This is a genomic window from Microbacterium sp. LMI13-1-1.1 (genome assembly GCF_040815625.1).
Classification (GTDB): Bacteria; Actinomycetota; Actinomycetes; order Actinomycetales; family Microbacteriaceae; genus Microbacterium; species Microbacterium forte.
Map to the genome: position 1 here is coordinate 618512 of NZ_JBFPNL010000005.1, position 15384 is coordinate 633895.

13 protein-coding genes and 1 pseudogene are annotated in these 15384 nt (G+C 69.1%); 8 read left to right on the forward strand and 6 right to left on the reverse strand.

All coding sequences use genetic code 11. The annotated features are described in order from the left end of the window. Window positions 1-125: 125 nt before the first annotated feature. Both MRBLMI13_RS09910 and MRBLMI13_RS09915 read right to left on the reverse strand, forming a co-directional pair. Window positions 126-1208 carry a sensor histidine kinase gene (locus MRBLMI13_RS09910; RefSeq protein WP_367823099.1) on the reverse strand — a complete coding sequence of 361 codons (1083 nt, stop codon included), beginning with the start codon at window positions 1206-1208 and terminating at the stop codon, window positions 126-128. A gap of 28 nt (window positions 1209-1236) precedes the next feature. Further along, complete coding sequence (locus MRBLMI13_RS09915) at window positions 1237-1908, reverse strand: response regulator transcription factor (protein ID WP_367822203.1); 672 nt, start codon at window positions 1906-1908, stop codon at window positions 1237-1239. Between the two features lie 102 nt (window positions 1909-2010). Here MRBLMI13_RS09915 and MRBLMI13_RS09920 point away from each other — a divergent pair, with 102 nt between their 5' ends. The 4 genes from MRBLMI13_RS09920 to MRBLMI13_RS09935 are packed head-to-tail and all read left to right on the forward strand — an operon-like array spanning window position 2011 to window position 5736. Further along, window positions 2011-2619, forward strand: coding sequence for a M15 family metallopeptidase (locus tag MRBLMI13_RS09920; protein WP_367822205.1), 609 nt, complete (start codon window positions 2011-2013; stop codon window positions 2617-2619). Continuing rightward, window positions 2616-3752, forward strand: a complete 1137-nt coding sequence (alr, locus tag MRBLMI13_RS09925) for an alanine racemase (protein ID WP_367822206.1) — start codon at window positions 2616-2618, stop codon at window positions 3750-3752. The genes MRBLMI13_RS09920 and alr overlap by 4 nt, the downstream gene beginning before the upstream one ends. Continuing rightward, complete coding sequence (locus tag MRBLMI13_RS09930; RefSeq protein ID WP_367822208.1) at window positions 3749-4705, forward strand: D-alanine--D-alanine ligase family protein; 957 nt, start codon at window positions 3749-3751, stop codon at window positions 4703-4705. Before alr ends, MRBLMI13_RS09930 begins: the two co-directional genes overlap by 4 nt. Next, a complete protein-coding gene (locus MRBLMI13_RS09935) occupies window positions 4702-5736 on the forward strand; it encodes an acyltransferase family protein (RefSeq protein WP_367822209.1) in 1035 nt (344 codons plus the stop codon). The genes MRBLMI13_RS09930 and MRBLMI13_RS09935 overlap by 4 nt, the downstream gene beginning before the upstream one ends. Window positions 5737-5825: 89 nt before the next feature. Here the strand turns inward: MRBLMI13_RS09935 and MRBLMI13_RS09940 are convergent, their stop codons facing one another. The 3 genes and pseudogenes from MRBLMI13_RS09940 to MRBLMI13_RS09950 form a co-directional block, all read right to left on the reverse strand. Further along, on the reverse strand, window positions 5826-8339 hold the full coding sequence (locus MRBLMI13_RS09940) for a DEAD/DEAH box helicase (RefSeq protein ID WP_367822210.1): 2514 nt from the start codon (window positions 8337-8339) through the stop codon (window positions 5826-5828). Window positions 8340-8466: 127 nt separating this feature from the next. Beyond that, window positions 8467-9180 carry a purine-nucleoside phosphorylase gene (gene deoD / locus MRBLMI13_RS09945; protein ID WP_042538203.1) on the reverse strand — a complete coding sequence of 238 codons (714 nt, stop codon included), beginning with the start codon at window positions 9178-9180 and terminating at the stop codon, window positions 8467-8469. Between the two features lie 34 nt (window positions 9181-9214). Next, a pseudogene (locus tag MRBLMI13_RS09950) lies at window positions 9215-9878 on the reverse strand (DNA alkylation repair protein). 104 nt (window positions 9879-9982) lie between these two features. Here MRBLMI13_RS09950 and MRBLMI13_RS09955 point away from each other — a divergent pair. Next, window positions 9983-10171, forward strand: coding sequence for a hypothetical protein (locus MRBLMI13_RS09955; protein WP_042538199.1), 189 nt, complete (start codon window positions 9983-9985; stop codon window positions 10169-10171). A 33-nt stretch (window positions 10172-10204) separates the two neighbouring features. Here MRBLMI13_RS09955 and MRBLMI13_RS09960 read toward each other — a convergent pair whose 3' ends face one another. Beyond that, window positions 10205-11239, reverse strand: coding sequence for an FUSC family protein (locus MRBLMI13_RS09960; RefSeq protein WP_042538197.1), 1035 nt, complete (start codon window positions 11237-11239; stop codon window positions 10205-10207). A 121-nt stretch (window positions 11240-11360) separates the two neighbouring features. On the opposite strand from MRBLMI13_RS09960, the gene MRBLMI13_RS09965 reads away from it, so the two are divergent. The 3 genes from MRBLMI13_RS09965 to MRBLMI13_RS09975 all read left to right on the forward strand — a co-directional run bounded on the left by MRBLMI13_RS09965 (window position 11361) and on the right by MRBLMI13_RS09975 (window position 15330). Continuing rightward, window positions 11361-11816 (forward strand): SRPBCC family protein, encoded by a 456-nt coding sequence (locus MRBLMI13_RS09965; RefSeq protein WP_042538348.1) that lies wholly within the window; start codon window positions 11361-11363, stop codon window positions 11814-11816. 194 nt (window positions 11817-12010) lie between these two features. Then, complete coding sequence (locus tag MRBLMI13_RS09970; RefSeq protein WP_367822212.1) at window positions 12011-12376, forward strand: hypothetical protein; 366 nt, start codon at window positions 12011-12013, stop codon at window positions 12374-12376. Window positions 12377-12444: 68 nt separating this feature from the next. Next, entirely contained in the window at window positions 12445-15330 is a 2886-nt protein-coding gene (locus tag MRBLMI13_RS09975; protein ID WP_367822214.1) for a helix-turn-helix transcriptional regulator, read from the forward strand. The last annotated feature ends 54 nt before the right edge of the window (window positions 15331-15384 follow it).

Below are 15384 nucleotides of genomic sequence, written 5' to 3' on the forward strand. Positions count from 1 at the left end.
GTCCTGCAGACGGCATCACGCCTGGACCGCCGGCGGTCGGCCTCAGTCCTGGACGTCCGGCATGCGGCTTCAGCCCCGGACCGGCGGCGCCCCGGCTTCAGATGCCCGGTTTCAGACGGACACCGTCAGGCGAGGGGCCCGGGGAACGGATGCGGCAGCCACACCGTCACGTTCAACCCGCCCCCCTGGCGAGCGGTGAGCACGAGCGACCCCTCGTGCGCCTGAGCGATGCGCTGCACGATCGCGAGGCCCAGGCCGACGCCCCCGTGATCGTCGCTGCGGGTGCGGTCGGCACCGCGTTGGAAGGGCTCGGCGAGCGTCGCCACGAGATGGGCAGGCAGCACATCACCGGTGTTCTCGACCACGAGCGCGACGGCATGCGGCAGGGTGTGCGTCCGGACGACGACGGTGCCGTCGACGGGGCGATTGTGCACGATCGCGTTGTGCACGAGGTTGGTGATCAGCTGCTGGAGCAGGGCGGGGGACCCGAGCACGTTCGCCGTGTCGCCGCCGACGTCGATCGTCACGCCGCGGCGCTCGGCGAGCGGAAGCAGCGTCTCAGCCGATTCCTCGGCCAGCAGTGAGAGGTCGATCGGCTCGCGCGTGAACGTGCGGCGCTCGGCGCGGCTGAGCATCAGCAGCGCTTCGGTCAACTCGATCGCCCGTGCGTTGACCTCGTGCAGCCGGTCGATCAGCGCGTCGACGTCGCGGTCGGGGTCGTTGCGGGCGACCTCGAGCATGGTCTGCGAGATCGCGAGCGGGGTGCGCAGCTCGTGCGAGGCGTTCGCCGCGAATCGCTGCTGCTCGGCGAGGTGCGCCTCCAGCTGCTCGAGCATCGAGTCGAACACGTCGGCGAGGTCGCGGAACTCGTCGCGCGGCCCTTCGAGGGCCACCCGGTGCGACAACGACCCCTGAGCCGCGAGCCGTGCAGCGCGCCCGATGCGGTCGAGGGGAGCCAGCATCCGACCGGCGATGATCCAGCCGCCGCCCAGCCCGATCGCGAGCAGCACGAGCATCATCGCGACCGCCGCGGGGATGAAGGCGCGGATGAGGTCGGAGCGGTTCGGCACGAACATATCGAGATCGGTGGGAATGTTCACGTCGGGCACGTACCGCAGCAGGTAGAGGGCGACGGCCGCGAGCAGCCCGATGCCCGACACCACGACGACGCCCGCATAGCTCAACGTGAGCTTCCAGCGGGCGCTCATGCCGCGGCGCCGCTTCGGGCGGGTGAGGTCAGCCATCGGCATCCGTCCCGATGCGGTAGCCGACGCCCGGCACCGTGAGGATCAGCCAGGGCTCACCCAGTCTCTTGCGCAGCGACGAGACCGTGATGCGCACGGCGTTCGTGAACGGGTCTGCGTTCTCGTCCCACGCGCGCTCGAGCAGCTGCTCGGCGCTGACGACTCCGCCGGCCGCGTCGATGAGCACCTCGAGCACGGCGAACTGCTTGCGCGTGAGCGCGACGTACCTGCCGTCACGGAAGACCTCGCGGCGGAACGGGTCGAGTCGCAACCCCGCCACCTCGAGCACGGGTGGCCGCACGCGCTGCCGTCGGCGATCGAGGGCACGCAGGCGCAGCACGAGCTCGCGCAGCTCGAACGGCTTGGTCAGGTAGTCGTCGGCGCCGATCTCGAAACCTGTCTGCTTGTCGTCGAGGCGGTCGGCCGCGGTGAGCATGAGGATCGGGATGCCGCTGCCCGACGCCACGATCGAGCGGGCGACGTCATCGCCCGAGGGGCCGGGGATGTCGCGGTCGAGCACGGCGAGGTCGTAGGAGTTGATGCTGAGCAGCTCGAGTGCCGTGTCTCCGTCGCCGGCGATGTCGGCGGCGATCGCCTCGAGCCGCAGTCCGTCGCGCACGGCCTCTGCGAGGTAGGGCTCGTCCTCGACGATCAGCACCCTCACGACACAGCTCCCATGTGCTCAGAGCTTACGCATCCGGGCATATCGGGAGCATATGCAAAAGCGCATACGCCGTCGCAACAGGGCCCCTTCTTGACTGAGGACATGAACACACGCACTGCCCTCAGACAACGACGCCTCATTGCGGTCATCGGTGTCGCCCTGCTCGCCGCGGCCATCACGGGCTCGGCCGTGCTGATCGGCCAGCAGTCTCTGGCGTCGGCATCCGTCCCCCCGACCGTCTCGCCTGCATCGCTCACCGAGGCCGACGGGGTGATCCGCGATGAGGGCGCCGTGTCGGTGTTCGACGAGACGCCCGCCGTGACGAACCTCGACTCCGATCTGCTGGCCGCGGTGCGCGCTGCGGCCACGGCGGCAGAGCAGGACGGCGTGCGCATGCACGTGAACAGCGGATGGAGGTCGGCCGAGTACCAGCAGGTGCTGCGGCAGGATGCGGTCGCCGAATACGGATCAGAGGAAGAGGCCGCGCGCTGGGTCGCGACGCCCGAGAACTCGGAGCACGTGTCGGGGGATGCGATCGACCTCGGTCCGCTCACCGCGCAGGACTGGCTGGCGCAGCACGGTGATGAGTTCGGTCTGTGCCAGATCTATGCGAACGAGCGGTGGCACTTCGAGCTGCGTCCGGCAGCCGTGGCGAACGGCTGCCCACTGATGTACGACGACCCGACTGCCGACCCGAGGACCCAGCGATGACCACCGCTCTCACGACCCCGCACCTCGCACTCTCGCGCATGCACGCACCGACCCTGCACACCCTTCGCGACGCGGTCGCGGCGAACGTCGGGCGGATGCGGGCGACCACCGAGTCCCGCATCATGGCGGTGGTGAAGGCCGACGGCTACGGTCTCGGCGCCGTCGCCGTCGCTCTCACCGCGATCGACGCCGGAGCCGAATGGCTGGGCGTGACCGACGCGGGGGATGCCGCCGAGCTGCGTGATGCGGGCATCGAGGTGCCGATCCTCGCGTGGCTGAATCCGGCGGGGGTCGATGTCACTCAGGTCGTCGCGGATCGCGTCGACATCGCGGTCGGCTCTGTCGAAGAGCTGCGCCAGTTGATCACCGATGCGTCGTCGCTGCCTGACGGACGCGTGCGCGTGCATCTGCACATGGACACGGGGATGTCGCGGGGTGGGGTGCCGCTCGAGGACTGGGCCGAGCTGCTGCGGGTGGCGCGCTCCGGACGCGGTCGCGTCGAGGTGGTGGGGGTGATGGGGCATCTTCCCGACGCCGACGCCGCTGACCCCGCGATCAACGCGCCCGCGGTGCTGCGGATGAGGCAGGCGAGGGATGCCGTGCTGCGCGCCGGCTTCGGTCCGCTGATCGTGCATCTCGCGGCGACGTCCGGCACGCTGACGGATCCGGCGACGCACTTCGACATGGTTCGCGTCGGCGCCGGGCTCGTCGGCATAGACCCGTCGGAGAGCGTGGCGCTGCAGGGTGCGGCGCGGCTGACGGCATCCGTCGTGCACAGCAGCGTCGTGCCGGCGGGGACCCCGGTCGGCTACGGCGGCGCATATGTGACCGAGCGCGCGACCCGGTTGAGCGTGATCGGCGTCGGTTATGCCGACGGCATCCCGCGGGAGCTCGCCGTAGGGGCAGCGGTCGCGATCGACGGCATCCGATGCCCGATCGTCGGGCGGGTGTCGATGGATCAGATCGTCGTCGACACGGGTGATCTGACCCCGCCCAGAGGCACCACAGCCGTGGTGTTCGGCCCGGAGGGCGGGGCGGTGCCGACCGTGCAGGAGTGGGCCCGGTGGGCGGGGAGCATCCCGCACACGATCGTCACGGGAATCGGTCGCCGCGTCGAGAGGGCGATCGCGTGAGGGTGCTGGTCATCGGAGGAGGGCAGAACGCCGAGCACGAGGTCTCGCTCGCGTCGGCGGCCGCGGTCGCCGACGCGCTGCGTGTCGGCGGATACGACGTCAGCACGGTCACCATCTCGCGAGAGGGTGTCTGGGAGGTGGCGGGCGTCTCGGAGGGTGCCACCGCCGCCGAGTCTCTCGTTCTCGCGATGCCGCTCATAGCCGCAGTTGATGTCGTATTCCCTGCGGTGCATGGAGCGCTGGGTGAAGACGGAGCGCTCGCTTCCCTGTGCGCTCTCGCGGGCGTGCGGGTGGTCGGGTCAGGGCCGCGCGCCGGGGCGATCGGCATGGACAAGTGGGCGACGAAGCTCGTCGCCGACGCGGCGGGGCTGCGCACCGCGAAGGGTCGACTGATCGATGCAGCCGACTGCGGAGATTCCGAGTTCGATGGCCCTGTGGTCGTGAAGCCCGTGTCGGCCGGGTCGAGCTACGGGGTCTCGCTCGTGCGTGAGGAGGCCGAACTCGGTGCGGCGCTTCGGGAGGCGGCGCGCTTCGATCGACGCATCCTCGTCGAGGAGGTCGTGCACGGGAGGGAGATCGACGTCGCCGTGATCAAGGAGGCCGGAGGGGTGCGCTGGGCGGCGCCGTCGCTCGAGATCCACGCGGCCGGGCTGTTCGACACCGCCATGAAGTACGACGGCAGTGCGCGGTTCACGGTGCCGGCGCAGCTCTCGGAGGCTGAGGCGATCTCGCTCACGCGCGCCGCGCTGACCATGTTCGACGCCCTCGGGTGTGCCGGGGTCGCCCGCATGGACTTCTTCCTCACCGCCGAGGGGCCGGTGCTGAACGAGGTCAACACGATGCCGGGGTTGACTGCGGCATCCCAGGTGCCGCGGATGTTCGCGGCGGCCGACGTGTCGTACGTCGAGCTGGTGTCGCGCCTCGTCCGCGCCGCCGAGGTGCCGGGGCGGTGACCGCGCGCGTCGGCTGGCCCGATGTCGCGAAGGGCGTGTGCATCATCCTCGTGGTGCTCTGGCACGTCGTCACCAAGCACGCGATCACGGTCTCAGGTGCCGGGCCCGTCACCGATGCCTGGGCGACGCTCAACGCGCAGCTGCTGCCGCTGCGGATGCCGCTGTTCTTCCTGATCTCGGGGATGTTCGCAGCGCGCGCCGTGAACGCGCCCGCGGGCACCCCCTGGCGACGTCGCGCCGGCCGCCTCGCGGCGGTCTATGTCATCTGGGTCGTGATCCAGACGTTCGTGCTCGCCCTCACTCCGGACTTCGACACGGCCAGGGCGGAGAACGGATGGCAGCTGCTCGCGCAGCTCACGATCAGCCCGACCAACCTCTGGTATCTGCTCGCCCTGGCGGTGTACCTGCTCGTCGCGCGCCTCGTGAGGCACGTGCCGACCGCCGTGGTGCTGCCGGTCGCGTTCGTGATCGCTGCGGTCGCGGCGGCGGGGGTGATCCCCGACCTGGGCAACCTGTGGCAGCTCGTGCAGAACCTGTTCTTCTTCCTCGCGGGGCTGCGGCTGCGGAGCGTGATCGAGCGATTCGCCGCGGGTGCGACGCCGCTGCGGATGCTCATGCTCGGAGGGGCATATGTCGCGGCCGTCGGTGCAGTCGGAGTGCTCGGCATGCGTCGATGGCCGGGAGTGTGGCCGCTTCTCGCGGTCGTCGCGGTGGCATTCGGGGTCATGGCGTGCGTGACGATCGACCGACATGCGAGCGTCATCGCACGGCCGCTGCGGTGGGTGGGACAGCGCACGCTGCCGATCTACGTGATCCACATGATTCCGCTCGCCTTGATCGACGGTGCGCTGCGCGGATCGGGATGGGTCGTGACGCCGGCGGTCGAGGCCGTCTGGCCGATCGTCCTCACCGCGGTGGTGATCACCGTCTGCCTCGCGGTGCATGCCGGCCTCGTGCGAGTGGGGCTCGGGGTGCTCTTCGATCCGCTGCGACCGATCGACCGGATGACTCAGGCACGGATTGCTGACTGAGCCCCGGACGGATGACTCAGGCACGGATGGCTGACCGAGGAGGCGTGTGCGGTCAGCCCGCCGGGGAAGGATCAGGCGTCCGACCGCGCTCAGAGCCGGTCGACGCCCGTCACGGTGAGCACCGCAGCGCCCACCTCGTCGGAGGCGGCGAGGTCGACGGTCGCGGAGATGCCCCAGTCGTGATCGCCCGCCGGATCGTCGAGGATCTGACGGACGGTCCACTCGGTCGTGCCCTCGGTGATGAGCAGCAGCTGTGCGCTGCGCGCGTTCGCTCCGGTGAGGATCTCGTCGTGGTCGGCGAAGTAGCCGTCGAGCGCGTCCGACCAGGCGTCCGCACCGAACGACGGGTCGAGGTCCGCGAGAGCGGAGACGTCCTCGCGGGCCGCGAGCTGCACCCGTCGGAACAGCTCGTTGCGCACGAGGGTGCGGAAAGCGCGGGTGTTCGACGTCAGGCGCTTCGGAGCGGGCGGCACGATTGGCTCGTCATCCGGGCCGTGCAGCACGCCGTTGACCAGCTCTTCCCATTCGTCGAGCAGGCTCGAGTCGACCTGACGCACGAGCTCCCCGAGCCACTCGATCAGGTCGCGGAGGTCCTCGTCTTTCGCCTCCTCGGGAATCGTCTGGGATGCTGCCCTGTAGGCGTCGGACAGATAGCGCAGCACCACGCCCTCGGAGCGGGCGATCTTGTAGTACGCGACGTATTCTCCGAACGACATGGCCCGCTCGTACATGTCGCGCACGACCGACTTCGGATGCAGTTCGAAGTCGCGAATCCACGGCTGCGCGGCGCTGAACGTCTCGAACGCGGCCGTGAGCAGCTCATCGAGGGGCTTCGGGTAGGTGATCTCCTCGAGCAGCTCCATGCGCTCGTCGTATTCGATGCCCTCGCGCTTCATGGCGGCGACGGCCTCTCCGCGGGCAAGGAACTCCTGCTGTCCGAGGATCGCCCGAGGGTCGTCGAGCGTCGATTCGACGATCGAGATCATGTCGAGGGTGTAGGAGCCGGTTCCCGTGCCCGCAGCCGGATCGCGGTCGAGCAGGTCGAACGCCGCGAGGGCGAACGGCGACAGCGGCTGGTTCAGCGCGAAGTTCGGCTGCAGGTCGACGGTGAGGCGGATCTCGCCGTCGTCCGTCTGCTCGACGACGCCCGATTCGAGCAGCGTCCGGTAGATGCCGATGGCGCGCAGTGCGAGCTCGCGCTGGCTCTTGCGAGGCTCGTGGTTGTCGTAGACCAGCGCACGCATGTTGCCGAACACGTCGCCGCCGCGGCCGATCACGTTGAGCATCATCGCGCTCGTGATCTGCATATGCGAGGTCAGGGTCTCGGGCTCGGCGTCGATCAGCTTGCGGAACGACGGCTCGCCCCACGACACGAAGCCGTCGGGTGCCTTCTTGCGGATGATCTTGCGCTTCTTCTTCGGGTCGTCGCCGGCCTTCTTGATCGCGGCGATGTTGTCGCTCTCGTGCTCGGGAGCCTGGGCGACCACGGTGCCGGCGGTGTCGAAGCCTGCACGTCCCGCTCGCCCGGCGATCTGGTGGAACTCGCGCGCGCTGAGCTGCCGCATCCGGGTGCCGTCGAACTTGGTCAGAGCCGTGAGCAGCACCGTGCGGATGGGCACGTTGATGCCGACGCCGAGGGTGTCCGTGCCGCAGATCACGCGCAGCAGTCCACGCTGGGCGAGCTGCTCGACGAGGCGCCGGTACTTCGGAAGCATCCCGGCATGGTGAACGCCGATGCCGGCACGCAGGAACCGCGAGAGGGTCTTGCCGAAGGCGGTGGTGAACCGGAATCCGCCGATCAGCGCGGCGATCTCATCGCGCTGCTCACGCGTGGCGACCTTTGTGCTCGACAGCGCCTGTGCCCGCTCCATCGCCGCCGCCTGCGAGAAGTGCACGACGTAGATCGGGGCCTGGCCGGTGCCGAGCAGGTCGTCGATCGTCTCGTGGATCGGCGTGGTCTCGTAGAAGTAGTGCAGCGGCACGGGACGCTCGACGCCCGTGACGGATGCCGTGTCGCGGCCCGTTCTGCGGGTGAGGTCGCTCGACAGCTGCGAGACATCGCCGAGCGTCGCGGACATCAGGATGAACTGCGCCTGTGGCAGCTCGAGCAGCGGCACCTGCCACGCCCACCCTCGATCGGGGTCGGCGTAGAAGTGGAACTCGTCCATGACGACCTGGTGCACCGCGGCATCCGTGCCCTGGCGCAGTGCGAGGTTCGCGAGGATCTCCGCCGTGCAGCAGATGATCGGCGCATCGGGGTTGACCGAGGAGTCGCCGGTGATCATGCCGACGTTCGCGGCGCCGAACACGTCGACGAGGGAGAAGAATTTCTCGCTGACGAGCGCCTTGATCGGAGCCGTGTAGAACGAGCGACGCCCCTCGACGAGTGCCGCGAAGTGCGCCCCGACCGCGACGAGCGACTTGCCGGTGCCGGTGGGCGTCGACAGGATCAGGTTGTTGCCCGAGACGATCTCGATGACAGCCTCGTCCTGCGCGGGGTAGAGACTGATGCCGGTCGACTCCGCCCACTCGACGAACGCCGTGTAGACGGCATCCGCATCGGATCCGTCGGTCAGCGTCGTGTGGTCGAGGATCGCAGGCATGGTCTGTCGATCATCCCACCTCCGGCACGGGCGAACCTCGTGCAGTACTCAGCAGGGAATCGTCCGATGCGGCCGAGATCACCGGATTCGAGCGGTCAGCACGATCTCATGCTGAATTGTGAACGCCTCACACCGAGGTCGCGGCGCGCAGCGCGATGCGGATCATGTCGCCGAACGTCTGCTCGCGCTCCTGGGCGGTGGTCTGCTCGCCCGTGACGATGTGATCGGACACCGTGCAGATGGCCAGGGCGCGGCGCCCGTGGAACGCCGCGAGGGTGTACAGCCCTGCGGCCTCCATCTCGACGCCGAGCGCGCCGTGCTGCACGAACGGCTCGGTGAGCTCGGGGCGCGTGCTGTAGAACTGGTCGCTCGAGAAGAGCAGGCCCACGTGCACGGCGGCGTCGAGCGGCTCGGCCTCGCTCGCCTCGACCGCGGCGCGCAGCAGCCCGAAGTCCGCGACGGGTGCGTAGTCGAGGCCGTGGAAGCGCACGCGGTTGATGCCCGAATCGGTGCAGGCGCCGTTCGCGATGATGATGTCGCGCACCTTGAGCTTCTCGGTCAGCGCCCCGCACGAGCCGACGCGCACGATCGTCTGCACGTCGTACTCCTCGAACAGCTCGCTCGCATAGATCGCCATCGACGGCTGACCCATGCCCGACCCCTGCACCGAGACGCGGTGGCCGTTCCACGTGCCGGTGTAGCCCAGCATCCCGCGGGTCTCGGAATACAGCTCGGCGCCGTCGAGGAAGTTCTCGGCGATCCACTTCGCCCGCAGCGGGTCGCCGGGGAACAGGACGATGGGGGCGATCTGACCGGGCTGTGCGGCGATGTGCGTGCTCATGGCTTCAGCGTACGAGGGGATCCGATGAGGATGCTCAGCCCTCGCGCCTGCGCACGATCTCGCCGATCCAGATCGGGGCGAACGGCGAGGTGCAGCCGGGGGCGGTGGGGTAATCGGCGAGCACCTGCAGGCGTTCACCGATCTCCAGCGCCCTGGCCCGCAGCTCCGGGTGGAAGATGCCGATCGAGCGTCTCGTTCATCGCCCACTGCAGGCGCTTCGGGGCATCCACCAGGTCGCGCTCGATCAGGTCGAGCAGGTGCTCGAGGTCGAGGCCGTCGGCATCCTTCGCCACGCGCACGGTCGTGAGCGACCAGGCGGCGGCGGCGACCGTCGGGTCTGAGTCGTCGAACCAGCGCAGTCGCAGCTCTTCAGCGAGCGGAGTCTTCTTGGCGACGTAGTTCACGAACCAGTCGTTGACCTTGGGGGCCTGGGTCTGGCGCAGCATCGCGTCGAGCTCATCCGCGGTGAACTCGCGTGGCTTGCAGATGAGCAGCGCGAGCAGACGGGCGGACGTCTCGCCGGTCGCCCATAGGTCCTTCGCGAGGGCCTGGTCGGTCTTGATGCGCTTGGCCACCCCGCGCAGCCGGCTGAGGTTCATGCCGTGGTCGTCGCCGCGCTTCTCGTTGGCGGCGCGCATCTTCGGATCCTCGAGGGCTGCCAGTTCGGCGAGGGCTTCGGGCACGGTCATGTCGGGCATGTGACCAGGGTAGGCCTCGGGTGCTTGTCAAGGCCCGCGCTTCAGGGGCTGATGGCCCGTAACCTCGCGTGCACGCAGACCGAACGCCGACGAGAGGAACGCGCATGAACCGCGACAGCAATGACATCGAGTCCGAGCGCAACGACATCAGCACAGAGCCGTCGCCCGGTGCGGAGGAGAACGACAACCTCGGCACCGAAGACAACAAGGGAGAGCCGGCGACTGCCGTCCCCTCGGGCCCTGCCTCCGACGACGACGGCGACGTGCTCGCCGACGACCCCGACCAGGACTGACCCCACTGCCGCCCCTTCGTGAGTGGGCGGCGCTCACTCCTCCTCGACGAGCTCCCCGCGGATGCGCCGGAGGTCTTCCATCAGCGACCCGATCAGGATCCAATGGGTTGACGACGGCGGCCGGATGACGAGCGGCGCCGTGAGCGCGGGGATCGCCGAAGTCAGGGTCTCGGGTTCGGGTGACACGTCGGCGATCTGCACGGCCAGCCGCACGTCATGCCCTGCACGCCGCAGCTGCTCGGCGATCGCCGTGACGGCCGGCTCCTGGCCGATCGAGTCGTCGTAGTGGTCGAAGTACGCGCGGGTCATCCCGATGGTCTGCGTCACGATCGGCGACAGTCGTTCGAGCAGCGCCCGCATCTCGCGGAGCTCCTCGCGGTGCGTCGAGCGGCGCGGATTCAGGGTGAGAGACTCCTCGCCGGCCGCGATGGAGGCCTCGGCGGCATCCTTCATCGGGCGCAGCAGCCGGGCCTCGAGCATGAGCTCCTGCAGCTTCGCGGGCGTCTGCGGTTCGGGCAGCGCGTCGGCCAGACGGTCGAGGCTCGCGGCGAGCTCGCTGCCGAGCAGTCCGAGGTCGCGGCGGGCGGGGGCGACCAGCACCGGCGGCACGATCAGCGCGTTCACGACGATGCCGATGACCACGCCGATCAGGGTCTCGAAGATGCGCGCGATCGCGTAGTCGGGGGTCGAACCGAGGGCGAGCACGAGCATCGCCGAGATCGCGACCTGGTTGCCGGTGCCCGGCGTCGCCTTGAACGCCCACGCGACCAGCATCGCCACGACGATGGCGAGCAGGACGATCCAGCTCGGCGAACCCAGCAGCAAGCCGAGAGCCACCGCGATCACGACGCCGACGATCACGCCGATGCTGCGCTCGAGCGCCTTCGACAGCGACTGGTTGACGCTCGGCTGCACGACGAGGAGCGCTGCGATCGCCGCGAACACGGGCAGCTGCCCCGGAACCACCCAGCCGGCCAGCAGCCACGCGGCGATCGTCGCCGCGGCGGACTTCACCACCTGCAGCAGGGGCGAGCGCTTCGAGGCGCGGATCGCGGCGTGGATGCGCATGCACTCCACGCTACTCGCGCGCATGCTCGGTCGTGGCGCCCTCGATGTCAACCCCGTCGCGGATCCCCGTCGCATGCAGCTGAATGGGATCACACGAACGACGAACAGTGAGGAGCATCACATGGCGCAGATCATCGAGACCATCGACGTACACGTTCCGGTCGACATCGCTTACAACCAGTGGACGCAGTTCGAGAGCTTCCCCCACTTCCTCGACGAGGTCGAGTCGATCGTCCAGATCGATGACACGCACAACCGCTGGACCGTGAAGGTCGGCGGTGCGACGCGTGAATTCGACGCCGAGATCACCGAGCAGCACCCCGACGAGCGCGTCGCCTGGAAGAGCGTCGGTGGCGACACCGAGCACGCGGGCGTGGTGACCTTCCACAAGCTCGAGGACCTCACGACTCGCGTCACGGTGCAGATCGACTGGGAGCCCGAGGGCCTTCTCGAGAAGGTCGGCTCGCTCGTCGGCGCCGGCTCGCACGCCGTGAAGAAGGACCTGAAGAACTTCAAGGAGTTCATCGAGAAGCGTGGCGCCGAGACCGGTGCCTGGCGCGGCGACGTCGACGCCTGATCGACCCCTGATCCGAGGTCCGGGCGGTGGTGCCCCCATCACCGCCCGGGCCTCTTTCGCTGCCTGCTCGCAGCCTGCCGCCAGCCTGGCTGCTGCGGCCTAGGGCGCGCTCGACGCAGAAGATAGGGCATCCTCCCGATGTCGACGGGGCACCTCAGAGCGGAGTCTGAGGACATCCCAACTGAGGAGATGTCATGTACGAGCACCCCTACTTCGCCGAGAAGATCAGCGAGTACGAGAACGAGCGTCTGGAGCAGGCGGCTGAACGCCGTCGTTTCCTCGCTGAGCACGCCGACCAGATCGTCCCGCGGGCGCCCGGTCCGGTGGGACGGTTCGGACAGCGGATGCTGCGCACAGTCACCCGGCGACAGTCGAATGCGCCGGATGCCGCCGCGCATCCTGCCGCGGACGTTGCACCGGATGCCGCCGCGGCCGCCCCGCGCACCGCCACGACGGTCGCTCCGCGAGCCTCGCGGGTCGCTGCGCCCGCTGAAATGGCGACTGGTGCACCAGCCGCCAGTCTGGCCGCCGTCTGCTGCGAGCCCGCGGCGGTTCGGTGAGTTCGGCATCCCTGGCACCGACCGCGCCACCCCGCCCGGATGTCGGAGGGGAGTGGGACGATGAGTCCATGTCACTCTCCGCCACGAGCGCTGCGATGGTCGGTCGAGAGGCCGAGATCGCAGTCGTGCGCGGCCTCTTCGACCGAGTCGTCGAGGGGGTCCCGCTCGCGGCGCTCATCGAGGGCGAGGCGGGCATAGGCAAGTCCCGGCTGCTGCGCGAGTTCGGCGCCGAGGTGGTCAACCGAGCCGATGTGCATGTCGGGTGGTGCCTCGATCTCGGGGCCTCGCGCACGCCCTTCGGGCCGATCACCGGCATTCTTCGCTCGATCGTCACGCGTATGGGCGCGGATCGCGTGCGCGAAGAGCTCGGTGTCGGCGTCGAGGCTCTGGGGATGCTGCTGCCCGAACTCAATCCCACCGAGCGCTCGCAGACCAGCCCCGACAGGCTGCGCGATGCGATCGCGGCACTCATCGAGGCCGCGGCCGAGCACGCGCCGCAGGTGCTCGTCGTCGAAGACCTGCACTGGGCGGACGAATCGACCCTCGCGCTCCTCTCCTTCCTGCTGCGCACGCTGACCCATGGGCGCATCCTTCTTCTCCTCACCTGCCGCTCCGACGACGTCCGCCGCGGAGACGCGGTCAGCCGGTTCATCGGCGAGTCCACTCGCGCGCGCCTGCTCGAGCGGGTCACCGTCGAACGGCTCGAGACCTCGGCGGTTCGCCAGCTCGCCGAATCGATCACCGGGCAGCCCCTCAGCGATGCGGCCCTCGAGCGCATCCAAGACCGCGCCGAAGGAGTTCCCTTCTTCGTCGAAGAGCTCGCCGGATGCTCCGCGGGTCCGCTTCCGGGCAGCCTGCGTGATCTGCTGCTGGCCCGTTTCGACCGACTCGGCGATGACGCGAGGAGGGTGGTGCAGGTGGTCTCGGGGGCGGAGCGTCCGCTGACCCATCCGCTGGTCACGCGGCTCGCGGGTCTGGCCGAGGCGCGCCTCGATGAGGCGATCCGTGAGGCGACGCTCAGCGGCATCCTCGTCGTGGCCGACGACGACTATCGATTCCGGCACGCGCTGCTGCGCGAGGCGGTGCACGACGATCTGCTTCCGGGTGAGAGGGCGCGGCTGCACCGAGCGTATGCCGAGGCGCTGGAGGAGAACGGCGACGGCTCCGACACCGCCGACTCGGCCGCGCTCGCCTATCACTGGCAGCTCGCGCAAGACGACCACCGAGCGCTCGCCGCGGCCGTCGCCGCGATGTTCGATGCCAAGTCGCGGTTCGCCTTCGCGAGCGCGGCACGCTTCGGAGAGCTCGCCCTCGATCTGTGGATCCAGGTGCCAGATGCCGAGAGCGTCGTGGGTCTCGGTCGCCTCGAGGTGCTCCGCACTCTGGGTTCGGTGCTCCGCAACGCCGGTGACGGCGAGCGAGCGCTTGCTGTCGTCAATCTCGCGCTCGACGAGGTAGACCCCGACACCGTCGACCCGCGGATGCACGCGAGGCTGCTGCGAGACAAGGCCTACTACATGATGAACCTCGGCCGATCGGGGCCGATCCAGCTGCTGCAGCAGTCGCTGGAGATCCTCGAGAGGCAGGTCGACGATGATCGACTGCGCGCATCGGTGCTCAATCAGCTCGCGAGTCGCTACATGATCGCCGGGCGACTCGATGACGCGATCGCGCTGGCGACCGAGGCCGGTGAGCGCGCCGAGCGGGTCGGGGCCGACGATGAGGCGTCGATCGCCGCGAACGTGCGCGGCGGGGCTCGAGCGCAGCTCGGTGATCTCGAGGCCGGGCACAGGGAGTATGCGGCCGCACTCGATCTGGCGCGCGGTGCGAACCCCGAGATGCGATATCGCGTCAACTACTCCGACCTGCTCGGGCTGCTCGGGCGCTATAGAGATGCCGTCTCCGTGGCCGAAGACGGCCTGGCCAGAGCGCGTGCGTTCGGCGTCGAACGCACGACCGGTGCGTTGATGACGCAGAACATGGCCGTGCCGTTGCTCGAGATGGGGGAGATCGAGCGGGTCGAGGGGATGCTGTCCCGTGAACTCGCGCAGAGGACGCTGCGCATCTCTCACATGTACTCCACGATGACCCGCGTGCGCGTGCTCTCGTGGCGAGGGCGACACGACGAGGCGGCCGAGATCCTGCGCGAGTGGCATCCCGCCTTCGAGGAGACCGGTCGTGTCGAGCGGCAGATCTGGTACGACGAGGTGATGATGCGCGTCGCCGTCGCCGAGGGGGGAGGAGACCACGCAGGTGCGCTCGACGAGATCCGTGCGATGCTCGCCGATGACGGTCCGGTCTTCCTGCACCAGAGGCGGCTTCTTCTCGAGGCGGGCTGGTTGATCGCCGAGCTCCGGGCGGCGGGTGTCGACGTCAGCGAGGCGAGTGACGAAGTCCGAGCGGCGTGGCTCGCCCAGCCGGGTCAGCTGCTCGGCGACACGTGGTGGTCGATTCTCGAGTCGCTGCTGTCGCCGTCGACAGAGAGCCTGCGAGAAGCCGTCGAACTCGCCGACGGCGTTGACGTGCCCGTGACCTTCCGCCTCATCACTCGGCTCGAGCTCGCCCGGTTGCTGGTCGATGCCGGCGATCGCTCCGAGGCGACGGCGGTGCTCGCCCATGCGATGAACGAGGCCGAACGCCTCGGGCACGTTCCCCTCACCCGGACGATCGGTGCGTTCGCGGCTGCGGCAGGCCTCGCGGCGGCACCGGCGAGTGCGCAGAGCGCGGAAGAGTCCGACCCGCTCACGGCCCGCGAACGGCAGGTTCTCGACCTGATCGCCGAGGGTCTGAGCAATCGTCAGATCGGCGAGCGGCTCTTCATCAGCGTCAAGACAGTGAGCGTTCACGTGTCGGCCGTGCTGCGAAAACTCGGCGTCAGCACGCGCACCGAGGCGGCGGTCCTGCAAAAGAATCCGAACTTCGGGGTTTCACGTCAGGATGCCGTGGTACGTTGAGCTTGCGCGTATGTCGGACGTTCCGTCACGGCGCAGGCCGCGCAAGCGGCCGTT